This is a genomic window from Streptomyces sp. NPDC005648, assembly GCF_040605395.1.
Classification (GTDB): Bacteria; Actinomycetota; Actinomycetes; order Streptomycetales; family Streptomycetaceae; genus Streptomyces.
Genome location: NZ_JBEXCS010000009.1, coordinates 53899 through 69132, shown reverse-complemented (window position 1 = coordinate 69132; position 15234 = coordinate 53899). Strand labels below are relative to the sequence as shown.

11 protein-coding genes and 1 pseudogene are annotated in these 15234 nt (G+C 70.5%); 7 read left to right on the top strand and 5 right to left on the bottom strand.

Annotation, left to right across the window (positions count from 1 at the left end; translation table 11 throughout):
• Positions 1-241 precede the first annotated feature (241 nt).
• Both ABZT17_RS07540 and ABZT17_RS07535 read left to right on the top strand, forming a co-directional pair.
• Positions 242-769 (top strand): sigma-70 family RNA polymerase sigma factor, encoded by a 528-nt coding sequence (locus ABZT17_RS07540; protein WP_356345146.1) that lies wholly within the window; start codon positions 242-244, stop codon positions 767-769.
• Position 770: 1 nt separating this feature from the next.
• Positions 771-1532 carry a hypothetical protein gene (locus ABZT17_RS07535; protein ID WP_356344920.1) on the top strand — a complete coding sequence of 254 codons (762 nt, stop codon included), beginning with the start codon at positions 771-773 and terminating at the stop codon, positions 1530-1532.
• A 72-nt stretch (positions 1533-1604) separates the two neighbouring features.
• Here ABZT17_RS07535 and ABZT17_RS07530 read toward each other — a convergent pair whose 3' ends face one another.
• Complete coding sequence (locus tag ABZT17_RS07530; protein WP_356344918.1) at positions 1605-4871, bottom strand: S8 family serine peptidase; 3267 nt, start codon at positions 4869-4871, stop codon at positions 1605-1607.
• A gap of 175 nt (positions 4872-5046) precedes the next feature.
• Positions 5047-5289 (bottom strand): annotated as a pseudogene (locus tag ABZT17_RS07525) (CGNR zinc finger domain-containing protein); the annotation flags it as partial.
• Between the two features lie 99 nt (positions 5290-5388).
• Here ABZT17_RS07525 and ABZT17_RS07520 point away from each other — a divergent pair.
• From ABZT17_RS07520 to ABZT17_RS07510, 3 genes are all read left to right on the top strand, one after another.
• Positions 5389-5862 (top strand): NUDIX hydrolase, encoded by a 474-nt coding sequence (locus ABZT17_RS07520; RefSeq protein WP_356344916.1) that lies wholly within the window; start codon positions 5389-5391, stop codon positions 5860-5862.
• Positions 5863-5983: 121 nt separating this feature from the next.
• Positions 5984-7141 carry a transposase gene (locus ABZT17_RS07515; RefSeq protein ID WP_356344914.1) on the top strand — a complete coding sequence of 386 codons (1158 nt, stop codon included), beginning with the start codon at positions 5984-5986 and terminating at the stop codon, positions 7139-7141.
• Positions 7142-7480: 339 nt separating this feature from the next.
• Positions 7481-9241 carry a TIGR03767 family metallophosphoesterase gene (locus ABZT17_RS07510; RefSeq protein WP_356344912.1) on the top strand — a complete coding sequence of 587 codons (1761 nt, stop codon included), beginning with the start codon at positions 7481-7483 and terminating at the stop codon, positions 9239-9241.
• Between the two features lie 40 nt (positions 9242-9281).
• Here the strand turns inward: ABZT17_RS07510 and ABZT17_RS07505 are convergent, their stop codons facing one another.
• Positions 9282-10757, bottom strand: coding sequence for a PLP-dependent aminotransferase family protein (locus ABZT17_RS07505; protein ID WP_356344910.1), 1476 nt, complete (start codon positions 10755-10757; stop codon positions 9282-9284).
• A 415-nt stretch (positions 10758-11172) separates the two neighbouring features.
• Here ABZT17_RS07505 and ABZT17_RS07500 point away from each other — a divergent pair, with 415 nt between their 5' ends.
• Entirely contained in the window at positions 11173-12366 is a 1194-nt protein-coding gene (locus tag ABZT17_RS07500) for a glycosyltransferase (protein WP_356345144.1), read from the top strand.
• A gap of 5 nt (positions 12367-12371) precedes the next feature.
• On the opposite strand, the gene ABZT17_RS07495 is transcribed toward ABZT17_RS07500, so the two are convergent.
• A complete protein-coding gene (locus ABZT17_RS07495) occupies positions 12372-12899 on the bottom strand; it encodes a PadR family transcriptional regulator (RefSeq protein ID WP_356344908.1) in 528 nt (175 codons plus the stop codon).
• 118 nt (positions 12900-13017) lie between these two features.
• Between ABZT17_RS07495 and ABZT17_RS07490 the strand changes: the two genes are divergently transcribed.
• Complete coding sequence (locus tag ABZT17_RS07490) at positions 13018-13569, top strand: hypothetical protein (RefSeq protein WP_356344906.1); 552 nt, start codon at positions 13018-13020, stop codon at positions 13567-13569.
• A gap of 62 nt (positions 13570-13631) precedes the next feature.
• Here the strand turns inward: ABZT17_RS07490 and ABZT17_RS07485 are convergent, their stop codons facing one another.
• Positions 13632-15059, bottom strand: coding sequence for an ATP-binding protein (locus tag ABZT17_RS07485; RefSeq protein ID WP_356344904.1), 1428 nt, complete (start codon positions 15057-15059; stop codon positions 13632-13634).
• Positions 15060-15234: the final 175 nt, after the last annotated feature.

The window sequence follows — 15234 nt, the reverse complement described above, 5'->3', positions numbered from 1 at the left end:
CTGTCCAATTCTTTGCGTCCCATGTCCGGCAGCCGGGACACGGACGAGTGACCGGCGCCTCCGGAACTTCCGCCGCACCCCCACTGAGCTGGAGAAATTGGCCCTACGACGATCCCCTGCCGCAAGCTGTGCTGCACCCGTGCACGGGTGTGACGTACACCTCGGCAAAAGTTCTCCGTCCCCGGCCGAACGTTTCCGTGCCCGGTGGCGTCGTAGAGGAAACGCGGTGAGGGGGTGGCTTGTGCTGCGCAGAAAGGCCCGCCGTGCCCAGGGGGACGATCACGGCGATCCCCTGGACGCGGCTCAGGAACGCCGGGTGCGGGCGGTGCTCGCGCTGGGCGGGGTGCCGCAGGCGGACCTGCCGGACGGGGTACAGCAGGTACGCCTGCGGCTGCTCGAACGGGCGGCCAAGGGGTACGAGGCCCCGCGCGACGTCTCCGCGTGGGCGGCCGTCGTCGCCTCCAACCTGGCCATGGACTGGCACCGGGCCAAGAAGCGCCAGGAGCGGCTGGGGGAGCGGCTGTCCTCGCTGCGCCAGCACGAGCAGCCCTCCGGCGAGGACACCAGCGTGCTCTCCCTGGCCGTCGCCCAGGGCCTGGACGAGCTGCCGGATCCCCAGCGCCAGGTCGTCGTCCTGCGTTTCTACGCCGACCTGCCCGTCCGCTCGATCGCCCAGGAGCTGGGCGTCCCCGAGGGCACGGTCAAGAGCCGCCTGCACACGGCGGTACGGGCCCTGCGCGCCCGTCTGCACGAGGACGAGGTGGTGTGAGATGACCGCCGGACACGAAGCCCACGAGAGCCACGGGAGCCACGAGATCCCCGGGTACGACGGCGCCGACGCGCTGATGGCCGCGATCACCGGTGCGGAGCCGAGCGCCGAGGCCCTGGCCGACGCCGCCTTCGCCGCCGAGCACCGCGAGGCCGTGGCCGACGTGGCCCTGCTGCGGGAGCGGCTCGGGCTGATCGGGGACGCGCTCGCCGAGGCTCCTCGGCCCGAGCGGCGGCCGGTTCCGGTACGGGTGTCACGGCCCGCCCGGCCCCGGATGCGCAGGTTCGCCACCGCCGGGCTCGCCGTCGCCGCCGTCGCGGGCGTGCTGTCGGGGATGGGCTGGCTGCTGGCGCAGGCCGGGGGCGGCGCCGCCGACAGTGCGAGCAGCGCGCAGGGCGCCAAGTCGGCCGACTCCGCGGCCCGTTCGCCCTTCTTCAGCGCCAACTTCCTCGCCTGCAGCGCCCTGGTGGCGGAGGGGGACGTCACCCGCGTGGAGCGGGTCGCGGGCAACCCCGGCCGGGAGCGGGTGACATTGCACATCACGCGCTCGTACAAGCCGGAGAAGGGGAAAAAGGACATCACCTTCCTGCTCGACCCGGACACCGTCTCCAAGGCCCTCCACAAGGGCGACCGTCTCCTGGTCGCCATCCCGCCGCACTCGGCCACCCCCGACCAGGTGGTGGTCGGCGAGACGTCCATCGCCACCGAACGCGCCGGGATCACCGAGGCGTTGCCGCAGGCCACGGCCCTTCCCTGCGGATGACGGAGGGGGCCCGGCACGGCAGAGGGCGGGCGTCCCGCACGGACGCCCGCCCTCACCGCCGTACCGGTGCGACTACGGCGTGACCTTCTCGATCTTCACGCTGCCGAGTCCGGCCACCGAGCCGTTGCCGTTCACCAGCTGGACCTGGCCGAAGAACTCCCGGCCCTCCGGGGCGGCCGCCGCGGCGGTGACGCTGCCGGAGACGGTCGCCGAGGCGCCCGTGGCGAGCTTGACCGGCGTCGAGCCGTCGACCGTGACGGTGCCCAGGGCGGCGGAGAAGAAGACGTCCTGGTAGTCGTACGCGGTCGAGCCGGCCGGGACGGAGTAGCCCGCGACCTCGATGGTGTACGTGCCGGCGGCGGGCGAGGCGATGGAGACCGCCTCCTCCGAGTCGCCGTCGGCGGAGGAGCCGACGGTCGTGCCGGCGGCGTTCTTCACCGTCAGGTCGAGGTCGGCGGAGGCGTCCGAGACATTGCCGATGGCGACGTCGAGGGACTTGGCTCCGGCGGGCACCTCGACCGTGGTGATCTGGGTCTCGCCCTCCTTGATGGTCGGGCGGGCCGACTTCGCCGAGCCGAGCGGCCCGCCGACCAGCTTGCCGTCGATCGCGGCGAAGTTGTTGGTGACCTTCCAGGAGGCGGTGGCCGGGGTGCCGACCTTGGCCTCGGGCACGGTCACCGTCTCCGGGTCGAAGGCGGCGCCGTAGACGGCGAGGTTCAGCTTGTACGGGTTGTCGAGCAGCGGCGAGGTGCGGCGCGACTCGACCTCGATCTCCCAGACACCGGCCTGCGGGTCGGCGTAGGAACGGACGTCGGGCTTGCAGCCGTTGCCGTCGAGGTAGTTGTTGTAGCAGTACGGGGTCGAGGTGTTGTCGACCGGGACGCCGTACGGGTGGATGGCGATGAACCGGGTCTGGCTCTTGTCCTTCAGCCCGCCGATGGCCACCTCGAGGGACTTGGCGCCCTCGGGCACGGTCACGAAGTACGACTGCGAGCTGTTGCGCTGCACGGTGTTCGCGGCGGAGAAGGTGTACTTCACCGGAGTCGAGACCACCACGGTCGCCAGGATCTGCTTGTCGGTGCCCTCGGTCCTCGGGTCGTCGACGTCCAGGATCGCGCTCTTGATGCCGGCGGACCGCGGGTGCGCCTGCACCTTCACCGTGACGGGCTGGTTCAGCGGCAGCCTGACGTCGTCGTCGCCGAGCAGCTTGAAGGTGTCACCGGCGTTGTTCTCCAGGCGCAGCCTGTGCCGCACGGCCTTGTCCGGACCGGAGGTGCGGGTGACGGTGACGTCGTACGTCTTCTTGTCACCCGCCTTCAGACCGCCCTCGCGGTCGTACAGACCGGTGCCGAAGCCCGGCGTCTTCAGCGCGTAGTCGATCGCGGTGTCGACCGGCGCCTTGACGGTGTACTCGTGGGCGGTGGCGTCGTCGCGGATCGCGTCCCACGCGTCCACGATGTCGATGCGTCCCGCGCCCTCCTCGTAGGCCTGAACGCCCTTGATGTGCTTGGCCGTCGAGGTCAGCGCCGTGCGCAGGGTCGCCGGGGTGAGGTCGATGCCCTTCTGCTTGGCGGCGCTCAGCAGCAGCGCGGAGGCGCCGGTGGCCTGCGGGGAGGCCATCGAGGTGCCCTGCAGCATCGAGTAGCCGGCCGGCAGCGAGTAGCCCGCCTCGGCGACCGGGGCGCCGGGCAGCCAGGTCTGGGTGGTGTTGATCGCGGCGCCGGGCGCGACCAGGGTCGGCGTGAAGCCGCCGTCCTCACGCGGGCCACGGGAGGAGAAGGGGAGGAGCGCGTACTTCTTCTCCACCTGGGAGCCGTAGTTGGCGGCCCAGGTCTCCTTGGAGATACCCGCGCCGACGGAGATCACCTTGTCGGCGAGGCCCGGGTCGCCGATGGTGTTGGCGCCGGGACCGGAGTTGCCGGCGGAGATCACCAGCTGGACGCCGTAGGTGTCGATGAGCCGCGTGTACAGCTCGGCGCGGGCGTTGTTGCCGTCGTTGAGCGCCGGGAGGCCGCCGATCGACATGTTGACGATGTCGACACCGCGGTTGACGACGAGGTCGATCATGCCCTCGGTGAGGGCGATGTTGGTGCAGCCGCCGGTCCAGGTGCAGGCGCGGGAGGAGACGATCTTCGCGCCCGGGGCCGCGCCGTTCATCCTGCCGCCGAACAGGCCGTTGGCCGCGGTGATGCCCGCGACATGCGTGCCGTGCTCGGACTCGATGACACCGATGTTGACGAAGTCGGCCTTCGAACCGGTGGAGTTGTAGACGACGTCCTTGCGGATCTCGACGACGAACGGCTGCCGCTCGACGACGTCGGTCGCCGGGTTGTCGGTGCCGAAGTACCCGATCTGGAAGCCGTCCTTGTACGGCTTCATCGGGGTGTCGTCGCTGAAGTCGTTGTTGTTGTTCAGGTCGACGCGCACGGTCCCGGCGGCGGCGTCGTACAGCACGCCCCAGCTGTCCGTGGTGTCCCCGTCCCGGTTCGCGTCGCCCGCCGCGTCGCCGCCGGTGGTGTACGACTCCAGGAAGGTGCTGATCCGGTACGAGCCCGCCGGCGCCGTCCAGGTCTTGCCGCCGTAGGTGAAGGTGGGCCCGGAGACCGAGGTGAGCATTGGACGCCAGGTCCGGTCACCGTCGTTGACCGGGTCGGTCGCCGTCACCCAGTCGACGATCTTCCGCTCACCCGTGGTGGTCTTCTGCAGCGCCGGGTGGCCGAGGTCGACGCCGGAGTCCAGGATGCCGATGGTGACCCCGCGCCCGTCCGCCTTCGGGTGCTCCTTGACGAAGTCGACGGCGCCCGTCTCGAAGGACGGGTTGTACGGGTTCCTGGCCGGGGTCTTCTTGTCGGGGGCCGGGTAAGTGGCCGTCGCCGACGAGGACTTGGCAGTGGACGCGACACTCGGGTCGTCCAGCGGTATCTCGTCGCGCAGGTCGATGCCGTGCACGGAGGAGAGCTTCGCGGCGGCGGCGATGGCCGCGTCCGCCCTGCTCGTGGGGACGGTTGCACGGACGTAGCCGAGCTTGTCGTACGTCTTGCCGACCGTGCCGCCCTTGACCGCGTCCAGCTCCTCGGCGACCTGCTCGGTCCTGCCGGGGGCCGTGGCGACCATCATCGTGATGTTCTTGTCGCCGTGGGCCTTGGCCTCGGCGAGCAGGTCGGCGTCGTCGGAACCGAGCTTGTCCGCCGCGGACTTGACGGTGCCGTCCGAGGGCGTGGTGGCGGACGGGCCGTCCGCGGAGAAGGCCAGGGGTATCGGCCCCGCCGCGGAGAGCGCGGCGACGAGACCGGCGGCCACGGCTATGCGGGCCACGCGTCTCTGGGGGGTGAGGGTCATCGGCATCCCTTGTAGGTGAAAGTTTCCAGTGCCGGACGAGCGCACAGCTTTACCCAAGGGACAGTTGTTTGGGAAGTGTTGACCGAAGCGATATGGACGTATGGGGAAAACCCGCTATGCACTTTAGGTGCAAGGGGTGTCAATGACGTCAAATCACCCGACAGTTCCGGGTGGTTCAGGATTCCTTCGAGCGCGCGTAATGACGTGACGCCTTCGCCCGGTTTCCGCAGGCGGCCATCGAGCACCAGCGCCGGGTGCCGTTGCGTGAGGTGTCGAAGAAGTGCAGGACGCAGGAGTCGTGGGCGCAGCCGCGGATGCGGTCCGGTGCGGTGGCGATGAGCTCCAGGTAGTTCCGGGCGGCGAGCCAGGCGGGTCCCCAGGCGGGATCGCCGAGTTCGGGCGTCTCGCCGGGGCCCCGGGCGACGGGCACCGCACTGCAACTCACGGGCGAGGCGTGGACGGAGTTCGCGCCGAATACTCACCTGCCAATCCTCCCGTCTCCGGCTAACTTCCCTCTGTGCGAACGACATTGAGGGTGGCGGCCTACGCCATGTGCGTCCGTGACGACCAACTCCTCCTGGCCCGGGGGTACGACGGCGACGGTCGGCCCGAGTGGACCCTGCCGGGTGGCGGCATGGAACACGGCGAGGACCCCTACGACACGGTCCTGCGGGAGGTGGACGAGGAGACCGGCTACCTGATCGAGATCACCGGCCTCCTCGGCGTCCACACCAACCGCTTCCACTTCCCCCGCCGCTTCGGCCGCACCGTCGACCACCAGGGCCTGCGCCTGGTCTACGAGGGCCGCGTCATCGGCGGCGAACTCCGCCCCGAGACCAACGGCTCGACGGACATGGCGGCCTGGCACCCGCTGACGGAGGTGCCGGAGCTCAGGCGGGTACGGCTGGTCGACGTGGGCCTGGCCCTGTGGCGGGACCGGCCGGTGACAGGGCATGTGACGGTGGCCACTCTGCAGAGCGCCGCAGAATAGCGTCACCTCCTTCTGGCGATGGTCGCGACGGGGCGAACAGCAGGTCGATGGATCGCTGGTTTGGGTGGTTGCCGGGTGAAGGGTGATCGTGTGTGCGGGTGTCGCACTACGGTCCGATGTCATGAAGTTGGTGGTGCGGGTGAAGCTGCTGCCGACGCCCGGGCAGGCGTCGGTGCTGGAGGCGACCCTGCGTGCCTGCAACCGGGCTGCCACTTACGCCGCGCAGGTAGCGTTCACCAAAAAACTGACGGACCGCAATGGTCTGCAGAAGGAGGTGTACGCGGACCTGAAGGCGACGTTCGGTCTGTCGGCGCAGCCGGCGGTGCGAGCGGTGAAGAAGGTCGTTGACGCCTACGCGGCACTGAAGGCGGGCCTGCGGGCCGGGAAGCTGGGTGCTCCCACGTCCCGGCGGTATCGCAAGGCGGTCAGCGCCGCGATTGCGTTCCGGGCGCAGGCGGCGCAGCCGTTCGACGACCGCTGCCTGTCGTGGCAGTACGACGCGCGCACTGTGTCGATCTGGACGGTGGACGGGCGGATGAAGGGCGTCCGGTTCGTGTGCTCGCCCGACCAGATGAAGACGCTGGTGGAGTACCGCAAGGGTGAGAGCGATCTGGTGTTCCGCAACGGCAAGTGGTACCTCGTCGCCACCTGCGAGCTGCCCGAGCCCGAGGTGTACGAGCCGGTCGACTGGATCGGCGTCGATCGGGGCATCGTGAATCTGGCCACCACCAGCGACGGAACCAACTACCAGGGTCGGCGTTTGGGCCGATACCGGCGCTGGCAGGCCCATAAGCGTGCCGAACTGCAGCGGAAGCAGACCCGCTCGGCGACCCGCCGCCTCGCCCGCCGCGCCCAGAAGGAGCATCGCCATGCCACCCATGTGAACCACCGGATCAGCAAGGGGATCGTGTCCGTCGCGCAACGCACCGGTCGCGGGATCGCCGTCGAGCAACTCGGCGGGATCCGCGAGCGGGTACGGCTTCGCCGCGACCAGCGGGCCACTCTCTCCTCCTGGTCCTTCCACCAGCTCGGACAGCACCTGGCCTACAAGGCCAAGAAGGCCGGGGTGCCGTTTGTGGAGGTGGACGCGCGCCATACCTCGCAACGCTGCCCGCGCTGCGGGCACACTGAGCGGGCCAACCGGTCCGAGAGGGACCACTTCCGTTGTCGTCGGTGCGGGCTCGCTGGCCCCGCCGATGTCGTCGCCGGGGTCAACGTGCGCAACCGCGCACGCTCGGCGTGGGCATTCGTCACCATGCCCGTTCCGTCACCGGCCTAGCCGATAGCGGGAGATGCGACCCGTGACCGTCCTGTCGTAAGGGGCAGTCGGGAGCGCGACGAGGTGTGAACGACCGAGCACACAAGCTCGGCCGTTCACGGCCGAGAAGGTGACTACCCCGAAAGATGAACGCGGCGTGACCGCCCCCCGGCCGTCCGAAGAGCGCCCGCAAACGCACAGGGTTCTCCTAGATCCACGTACGGTGATCGGTGTCACCCGTTGCCGTCTCGTTCACGCGCAGGTCATCCCCGGTGCCAAGCATCCAGTACGAGCGGGAAGTTCGCGGAAGCGACGGCCCGCGACCACTGCCGACGCGTTCGCACTCGGGGAGATCGCGCCATGTCGCGCATACGCTCTGTCGTCGCCGCCACCCCGGCGATCAACCGCCGTACCGTCCTCGCCGCCACCGGCGCGGCGGCCGTCTCCGCGGGCGTCGGCTACGCCCTGCGGCCCACCGACAGCCAGGCCGCCACCACGGCCACCGACGCCCACCAGGCCACCGTGGCGCACTCCCGCCAGATCGAGGCCGCGCCCCTCGCGCCGTACACGAAGGGCACCACCCTCGCCACGGTCGCCGCCCCGCGCACCGGCGCGCAGTACCGCAGGCTCGGCGACGGCCCCGGCTGGTCGCGTGTCGTGCGCGGCGACCTCGCCGCCCCCAAGTCGGGCCGCGCCGGCCGCCGTACCGCACTCGCGGCCTTCGTGCAGCTCACCGACATGCACCTGATCGACGCACAGCACCCGCTGCGCCTCGAGTACCTCCGCTCGACCGACAAGCACGCCTGGCGTCCGCACGAGGCGCTGACCGTGCACGGGGCGATCTCGCTGGTGGAGCGGATCAACGCGCTGCGCGGAGCGCCGGTCACCGGTACCCCGCTCCACTTCGCCATGACCACCGGCGACAACACGGACAACAACGCGAAGACCGAGCTGGAGTGGTTCCTCACCATCATGAGCGGGGGGCGGATCACGCCCAACTCCGGTGACCCGCGGCACTACGAAGGTGTCCAGAACAGCGGGCTGGGGCTCTACTGGCAGCCCGACTCCACCGTCCGCGACGGCGACAAGCAGCTCGGCTTCCCGCACCTGGAGGGCTTCCTGGCCGCCGCGACCCGCGAGGTCCGCAGCCCCGGCCTCAACCTGCCCTGGTACTCCACGGTCGGCAACCACGACGCCCTGCCGCTGGGCTGCTACGGCCACGGCGACTCCTGGCTCGCCGAGTACGCGGTCGGTGGCAAGAAGCTGATGAACCTGTCCGCGGCCGAGGCCAAGAAGCTCCAGGACCACATCAGGAGCGGCAACGACCCGCAGGGCCACGGCTTCCGGGACCTGTTGAAGGCGCACGCGCGCGACATGCGTTCGGTGACACCGGACGAGAGGCGGGCGCCGCACACCCGGGCCGAGTACCTCAAGGCCCACCTCGACCCGGCGTACCGCGGTCTCGGCCCGGTGGGGCACGGATACTCCTCCGCCAACCTCGCGGCGGGCACCCAGTACTACACCTTCCGCATCGCCGACGACGTCATCGGCATCAGCATCGACACCACCGACCCGGGCGGCCACTACGAAGGCTCCATCGGGACGGCCCAGTTGAACTGGCTGGACAAGCAACTGCGGGACTACAAGCACTCGTACGCCGTCGTCTTCAGCCACCACACCAGCCAGACGATGGACAACACCTCCCATGTCGACCCCGCCCGCCCCAAGGAGCGCCGCCACGGCGGTCAGGCGGTCCTCTCCGTCCTCGCCAAGCACGCCAACGTGCTCGCCTGGGTGAACGGCCACATCCACCGCAACGACATCACCCCGCACAAGGCGTCCGGCGGCCGTTCGTTCTGGGAGATCTCGACGGCCTCGCACGTGGACCACCCCCAGCTCGCCCGGGTGATCGAGATCGCCGACAACAAGGACGGCACCCTCTCCCTGTTCACCACCCTGGTCGAGTCGGCCGCCCCGCACCGCACCGACTTCTCCGACCTCACCCAGACCGGCCTCGCGTCCCTCTACCGCGAGATCGCCTACAACGCCCCCGGCTCCAGCAAGGTCCTCGGCGGCGACCCGAACGACCGCAACACGGAACTGGTCCTGAAGAAGGGCTAGTACAGGGCTAGGAAAGGGCTGGGGCAGGGCTGGGGCGGGGCTAGGGCCGCGACGGGCCCCGGCGGCTCGCTTCGGCGAGCGCCGCGCGCAGTTGTCGTACCGCCTCCTCCACCGTCCCGTCGGCGAGGTTGCCGTAGCCGAGGACCAGGCCGTGATCGGTGTGGTCCTCGGTGGCGTGGTACGCGGCGAGGTCGGCGACCAGCAGCGACCGGGCGGCCGCGGCCGTCACCACGGCCCCCGTGTCCACGTGCGCCGGCAGCCGCAGGATGAGGTGGAGCCCCGCCGCGACCCCCGACACCGGCGCCTGCGGCAACCGCTCGGCGAGCGCCCGCACCAGCGCGTCCCGTCGGTCCCGGTACCGCTTGCGGCAGGCGCGCAGATGGCGGTCGTAGGCGCCGGACTCCAGCAGGTCGGCGAAGGCCAGCTGGTCCAGGGGCGGGGGCTGGGCCGCGGTCTGGTCGGCCAGGTGCAGCTCATGGGTCCAGCGCGGCGGCGCCACGAGCCAGCCGATGCCGAGCGCGGGGGAGAGGATCTTGCTGAGCGACTTGAACAGCACGACCCGCGACGGATCCATGCCCTGCAGCGCCGCGACCGGCCGCCGGTCGTAGCGGAACTCCGCGTCGTAGTCGTCTTCGAGTACGACGCCGTCGACCTCGTGGGCCCAGCGCAGCAGGGCGGCCCGGCGCTCGGGGGCGAGGACGGTGCCGAGCGGGAACTGGTGGGCCGGGGAGGCGAGTACGGCCCGCAGACCGGGGTGCCGGCCGAGGTCCTCGACGCGCAGCCCGCCCCCGTCCACCCGCACCGGCACCGGCTCCAGACCGGCCGCGCGGATCACCTCGCGCAGCCGCGTCCAGCCCGGCTCCTCGCAGCCGACCGCCGTGATGCCACGGGCCCGCAGCACCTGGCACACACGCCGTACGCCGTCGGTGACGCTCGTGCAGACCGTCACGTCCTCGGGGGCGGCAACGACCCCGCGCGAGCGGTTCAGACTGGCGGCGAGCAGCGCGCGCAGCCGGGGGTGGCCGCCGGGCGGGGGATAACCGAGCTCGGTGAAGGCCACGGTCGCCGCCTGGGCACGGACCGCCTCCGCCCAGCGGCGGCGCGGGAACGCCCGTAGGTCCGGCAGGCCCGGTGCCAGGTCGAAGCGGGCGGCGGGTGCCGGGCGGGGCGCACGGTGTGCCGCCCCGTCGTCCGCCGTGTTCGACCACCGGACCCGGGTCGCGGAGCCGGTCCGCGCCTCCAGATACCCCTCGGCGACCAGCTGCCCGTACGCCTCGGTCACCGCCCAGCGCGAGACACCCAGGTCGGCGGCGAGCCTGCGGCTGGGCGGCAGCGCGGTACCGATCTCGATCCGCCCCGCCCTGATCGCCGTACGCAGGGCACGTTTGACCCGCTCGTGCAGCGGACCGGTGCCGTCCCGGCCGAGCTGGAGAAGCAGATCACCCGCCAGCTGGGCCCGCGTCTGATGGGTCTGCGGCCGATTGGTCCGCGTCCGATTGGTCTGCGTTTCCCGCATGTCATTGGACAGTAGCAGCGGGCCATTTCTCCCTACCGTCGAACGCATGGCATACCTGACCGGTTCGCGGCGGAGCGAACCCCACCAGCTGTTCCACGGCGTCTTCGCGGACTGGTCCGCGAGGGCGGGCGTCTTCTCGGCGCTCCCGAACGCCCCGGTCGTTCCCTCGGCCGCGCCCAAGACGATTTCTGCGAAGGTGATCGAGAAAATCACGGGACATTCTTACGGAACCGCCGCCATTCGCTCGTCCGTGTAAACAAACGCCGGGTGTAATCGAGAGGACTCCGACACGAAGCGCCAAGTTAATCCGTACGCAATATTGATGGCGCCTCATATCGGCTAACCCGCAGTTCTCGGGGATGGCTCGATTTGTGGCAAGGCGGGTGGTCGTGTGCGTGCGAGGCGCGGACTGCACGTGCTCTCGGTCTACGAGGGTTTCTTCTCCGGCGGAGCCCGGATCGTTCATACCGATGTGGTCCTCGGACTGCAGGAGGGTGACCAGCACCATCGTGTGCTGAGCATCCATGGCGAGGTGCACCGCGAGGCCACCCGGCAGCGGATGGAGGACGACGCCTGCTACCGGTCGCTGACCTCGGCCGGCGTGGGCGTCTCCTCGCTCGGCCGGAGTTTCGGACCGGGTGGCGTGAGCGGGGATCCGGCCGTTTTCACCGGTCCGGAACTGGCCGATACCGCACGGGCGACGGCGGACGCGGATGTGATCCTTTCCCTGAAGGAGCAGCCGCTGCGGCTTCTGAACCAGGCCGGCCTGCCGCGCCGTCCCGTCGTCGTCTGCCTGCACCGCTCCGACCCCGAGAACCAGGGCGCCGCCCTGGACGAGCTGAAGGCGGCCATCGCGGACGGCACGGTCGTCGCGTGTGTGTGCTGCGCGGAGTCGACGCGGGCGGCGTACGAGGCGGCGGGGGTGCCGGGTGAGCTGCTGCACGTCATCCCCAACGGCGTGGACCTCCTCCGCTTCCGCCCCGACGCGGCCCGCCGCCTCGCCCTGCGCACCTCCCTCGGCATCCCCGCCACGGCACCGGTGGTCGTCTTCGCCGCCCGCTACGACGCCATGAAGAACGTCCCGCTGTTCCTGCGGTCGGCGCGGGAGTGGCTGGCGGGGGAGCCCGAGGGGCAGGTGCTGATGTGCGGCGCCGGGATGACGCCGGCCAACTTCGGCCTGGACGCGGACATCTCGGTCGCCTTCGGGGCGGACCGGGGGCTCGCGAGCCGGATGCACCTGCTGGGCGTACGGCACGACATGGAGCATGTGTACGCCGCCGCGGACGTGGTGGCGCTGACCTCGTCCTGGGGTGAGGCGGCCCCCCTCTGTCTCGTCGAGGGCATGATGTGCGGGGCCGTACCGGTCTCCACGGACGTCGGCGACAGCGCGGCGATCGTGGCGGGCCACGGCTTCGTCACCCCGCAGGACCCGGTGGCGATCGCCGGCGCCTGGACCGAGGCGGCGGCCGCCAGAACCGACCTCGCCCCTGCCTTGGCGGCCAGCCGCGAACGCTTCAGCCGCACCCGCATGATCGCGGCGTACGCGGCACTGATCGACGGCGTCCACCTGAGGGCGACGGTGCCGCCGGCGCTGCCTGATCCGCTGTGAGTGCGTCAGGGCCGCAGGTACTCCGTGAGTTGTTCCGCCGCCCAGCTGCCCCATTCCTCGGCGGTTCGGGAACCCCGTAGGCCGTATTCGAGCATGAGCCAGCCGCAGATCTGGACCGGGTCTCCGATCCATTCCGCGTTGTCGCGGATGGACTCCAGTGCCTTCAGGCGTTCGTGGTTGTGGTCGGCGAACTTTTCCAGGTAGGCGGCGCCCTCGTCGCGGGTGAGGGTCCAGAGGAAGAAGACGCGGAGCAGGGCGGCGCTGCGGAATGCCAGGTCCAGGTCCGGCTCCGTGAGCCAGCGGCGCAGTTCCGCGCGCCCGGCGTCGGTGATGCCGTACTCGCGGCGCTGGCGGGCGCCGGTCCCCGTGATCTCGATGAGGCCCTTGTCGCTGAGCTTGCCCAGCTCGCCGTAGACCTGGCTCTTCTGCGCGGGCCATACGAGGGACAGCCCGGTCTCGAACCGCTTCAGCAGGTCGTATCCGCTGGCGGGCTTCTCGGAGAGGAGCCCGAGGAGGGCATGGGGCAGGCTCATGACCTCACCCTAACCCCACTGTTCCGGCTTTAACCCGTCATGGGTGGACGGTGCAAGATCGACCGGTCATACTTCGACCGTCCAATGTTGGACTCTCGATCCTCGGAGGAGACGACCGGTGAACTATGTCCGCGGCTTCGCGCCCTGGCTGTGTTACGCGGCCCTGAGCCCCGTCGACTGGCGACTGGGCACGGGTGTCGCCGCCCTCGCCGCGCTGTTACTGCTCGCCGCGCAGCTCCGCGCCCGTGGCGTCGAACTGCTCTCGGCCGCCACCTGCGTCTTCTTCGTGGTCATGGCCGCCATCGCCCTGACGGACCCGGCCTCGGGCCTGAAGCACTGGATCGGTGCGCTGGCCAACGGCACCCTGGCCGCCACCGCCCTCGCCTCCCTCGCCGTACGCCGTCCCTTCACCCTGGCCTTCGCCCGCGCCGAGGTGCCCCGGGAGTTCTGGAACGCGCCCCGGTTCATCAGGGTCAACATGGTCCTCACGACCATCTGGGCCGCCGGATTCACCCTCGGCGCCCTCGCCTGCGCCTACGTCGTCCACTACGACCACTCCGCGACCGTGCCGCTCGTCACCGCTCAAGTACTGGCGTTCGTCGTCCCGTTCGTCCTCGGCGGCCGTTACGCCGAGCGAGCCAGGGCCGCGGCCGCACAGGCCCTGGCCTGACCGCGTGGGCCGAGCTGTCCAGGGCGTGTCGCGAAAGTCCCGCCCGCCGGGCGCAACACGCCCTAGCGCCAGGCCTCGACCAGGTCCTCCGGGCCCCACCAGCCCGCCAGCGGCAGGTCCTTGTCCACGCCGGCCCGGGACACCGCCACCAGGGGTGTCCCGGGGTCGGCGCCGGGAACGGCGAGCACGTCCCGTACGAGGGTGTCGTACTCATGTCTGCCGAAGGGCTGCGACTCCAGCCACTTGATCGAGCCCGCGAACCGGACCGAGCCGGCCACCGGTTCGCGGTCGGTGCCGATCAGGTCGATCTCGGGGTTGTTCTGGCGGTTCCACCAGCCGCCGACCGCCTCGGTGTCCGGCCAGTCGGCGTTCGGGAGGAGGCGGAGGAGGGAAGCGCGCACGACGGGTTCCACGGCCCGTCCGCGCCAGGAGGTCCATGAGCGTTCGATGCGTTCGAGGGCCAGATCGCCTCGGCCGCGTTCGATGAGCGGGAGCCCGCGCTGGAGGAAGGCGAGCCAGAAGCGGAGGTAGGGGTCCGCGATGCGGTACCGCTTGTTCTTGGTGTCCGGCTTCGCCGAGAGGGGGAGGTCCGCCGCCACGACCCGCTTGGCCTGCAAGGTGTTCAGCAGGGGGGCCAGAGTGCCGGAGGGCAGTGCCCCCGCGCCTCCGGCCTGGGAGGCGATGGTGGAGAAGGTGCGTTCGCCGCTGCCGATGGCCTCGAGTACGGCCCGGGAGTGGGAGGCCTCCGGGAACTCTCCCAGAAGTGTCAGTTCACCGGCCGCGAGGAGGGGGGAGAGCGGATTGCCCATGGACTCCTCCAGGAAGTCCGCACGGCATGTCCCGGGGCGCCAGGACTGGACGATCTCGGGGAATCCGCCCGTGATCAGCAGGGCGTCCACCGCGTCGGCCGCGCCGAGCCCGGTCATCGCCTGCACGTCGGCGAGATGCAACGGCCGTACGGTCATCTTGGCGGCCCGGCCGAAGAACGGCCGCCCATGGGACTGGAGGGACTCCATGACCGCCATGTCACTGCCGACGAGGATCAGCAGGACGGGTTTCGCCGACAGATACCGGTCCCACACCGTCTGCAGGGCCCCTTCGAACTCCCCGTCCCCCTCCATCAGCCACGGCACCTCGTCGATCACCGCGATGCTCGGGGTGTCGTCCGGCAGGGCCAGTGCGAGGGAGCGCAGGGCCTGGTTCCAGTCGGCGGCTCGCAGCCCGGCCACCAGCTCCGCGCCGGTGAGGGGGCCGAGTGCCGTCGCGAAGTCGGCGCGTTCGGCCACGGGATTGCGGCCGCGAGTCGCCTGGAAGACCGTGTAGGGGAGGCCCGAGCGGTCGCAGAACTCCTGAACCAGCCGGGACTTCCCGACCCGCCTCCGGCCCGTCATGATCACGGCTCGTCCACGGGTGGCGCCCCTGCCCTCCGCCACGGTCTCCAGCTGCCGCGACAGCACCCTGAGATCGGCCGCTCTGCCCCGGAACTCCATCGGCGACCGCCTCCCATGAACCTGGATTCGATGTTACTAGATTCGATATTACGTAGATTGAATCTTACTTAGGCTCCACGTAGCTTACTCTCTCGTTCTGCTCTCCGTGGCTCCGCGCACGCACGAGGAGGGGCCGCCCGGAAAATCCCGGCGACCCCTCCTCTCCCCTCCTGAT

What these genes read in the sequence shown, in the direction of transcription:
- ABZT17_RS07515 (WP_356344914.1), top strand. Translation starts at nt 5,984, where the DNA reads ATGAAGTTGGTGGTGCGGGTGAAGCTGCTGCCGACGCCCGGGCAGGCG.
- ABZT17_RS07535 (WP_356344920.1), top strand. Translation starts at nt 771, where the DNA reads ATGACCGCCGGACACGAAGCCCACGAGAGCCACGGGAGCCACGAGATC.
- ABZT17_RS07485 (WP_356344904.1), bottom strand. Translation starts at nt 15,059, where the DNA reads ATGGAGTTCCGGGGCAGAGCGGCCGATCTCAGGGTGCTGTCGCGGCAG.
- ABZT17_RS07530 (WP_356344918.1), bottom strand. Translation starts at nt 4,871, where the DNA reads ATGACCCTCACCCCCCAGAGACGCGTGGCCCGCATAGCCGTGGCCGCC.
- ABZT17_RS07505 (WP_356344910.1), bottom strand. Translation starts at nt 10,757, where the DNA reads ATGCGGGAAACGCAGACCAATCGGACGCGGACCAATCGGCCGCAGACC.
- ABZT17_RS07495 (WP_356344908.1), bottom strand. Translation starts at nt 12,899, where the DNA reads ATGAGCCTGCCCCATGCCCTCCTCGGGCTCCTCTCCGAGAAGCCCGCC.
- ABZT17_RS07510 (WP_356344912.1), top strand. Translation starts at nt 7,481, where the DNA reads ATGTCGCGCATACGCTCTGTCGTCGCCGCCACCCCGGCGATCAACCGC.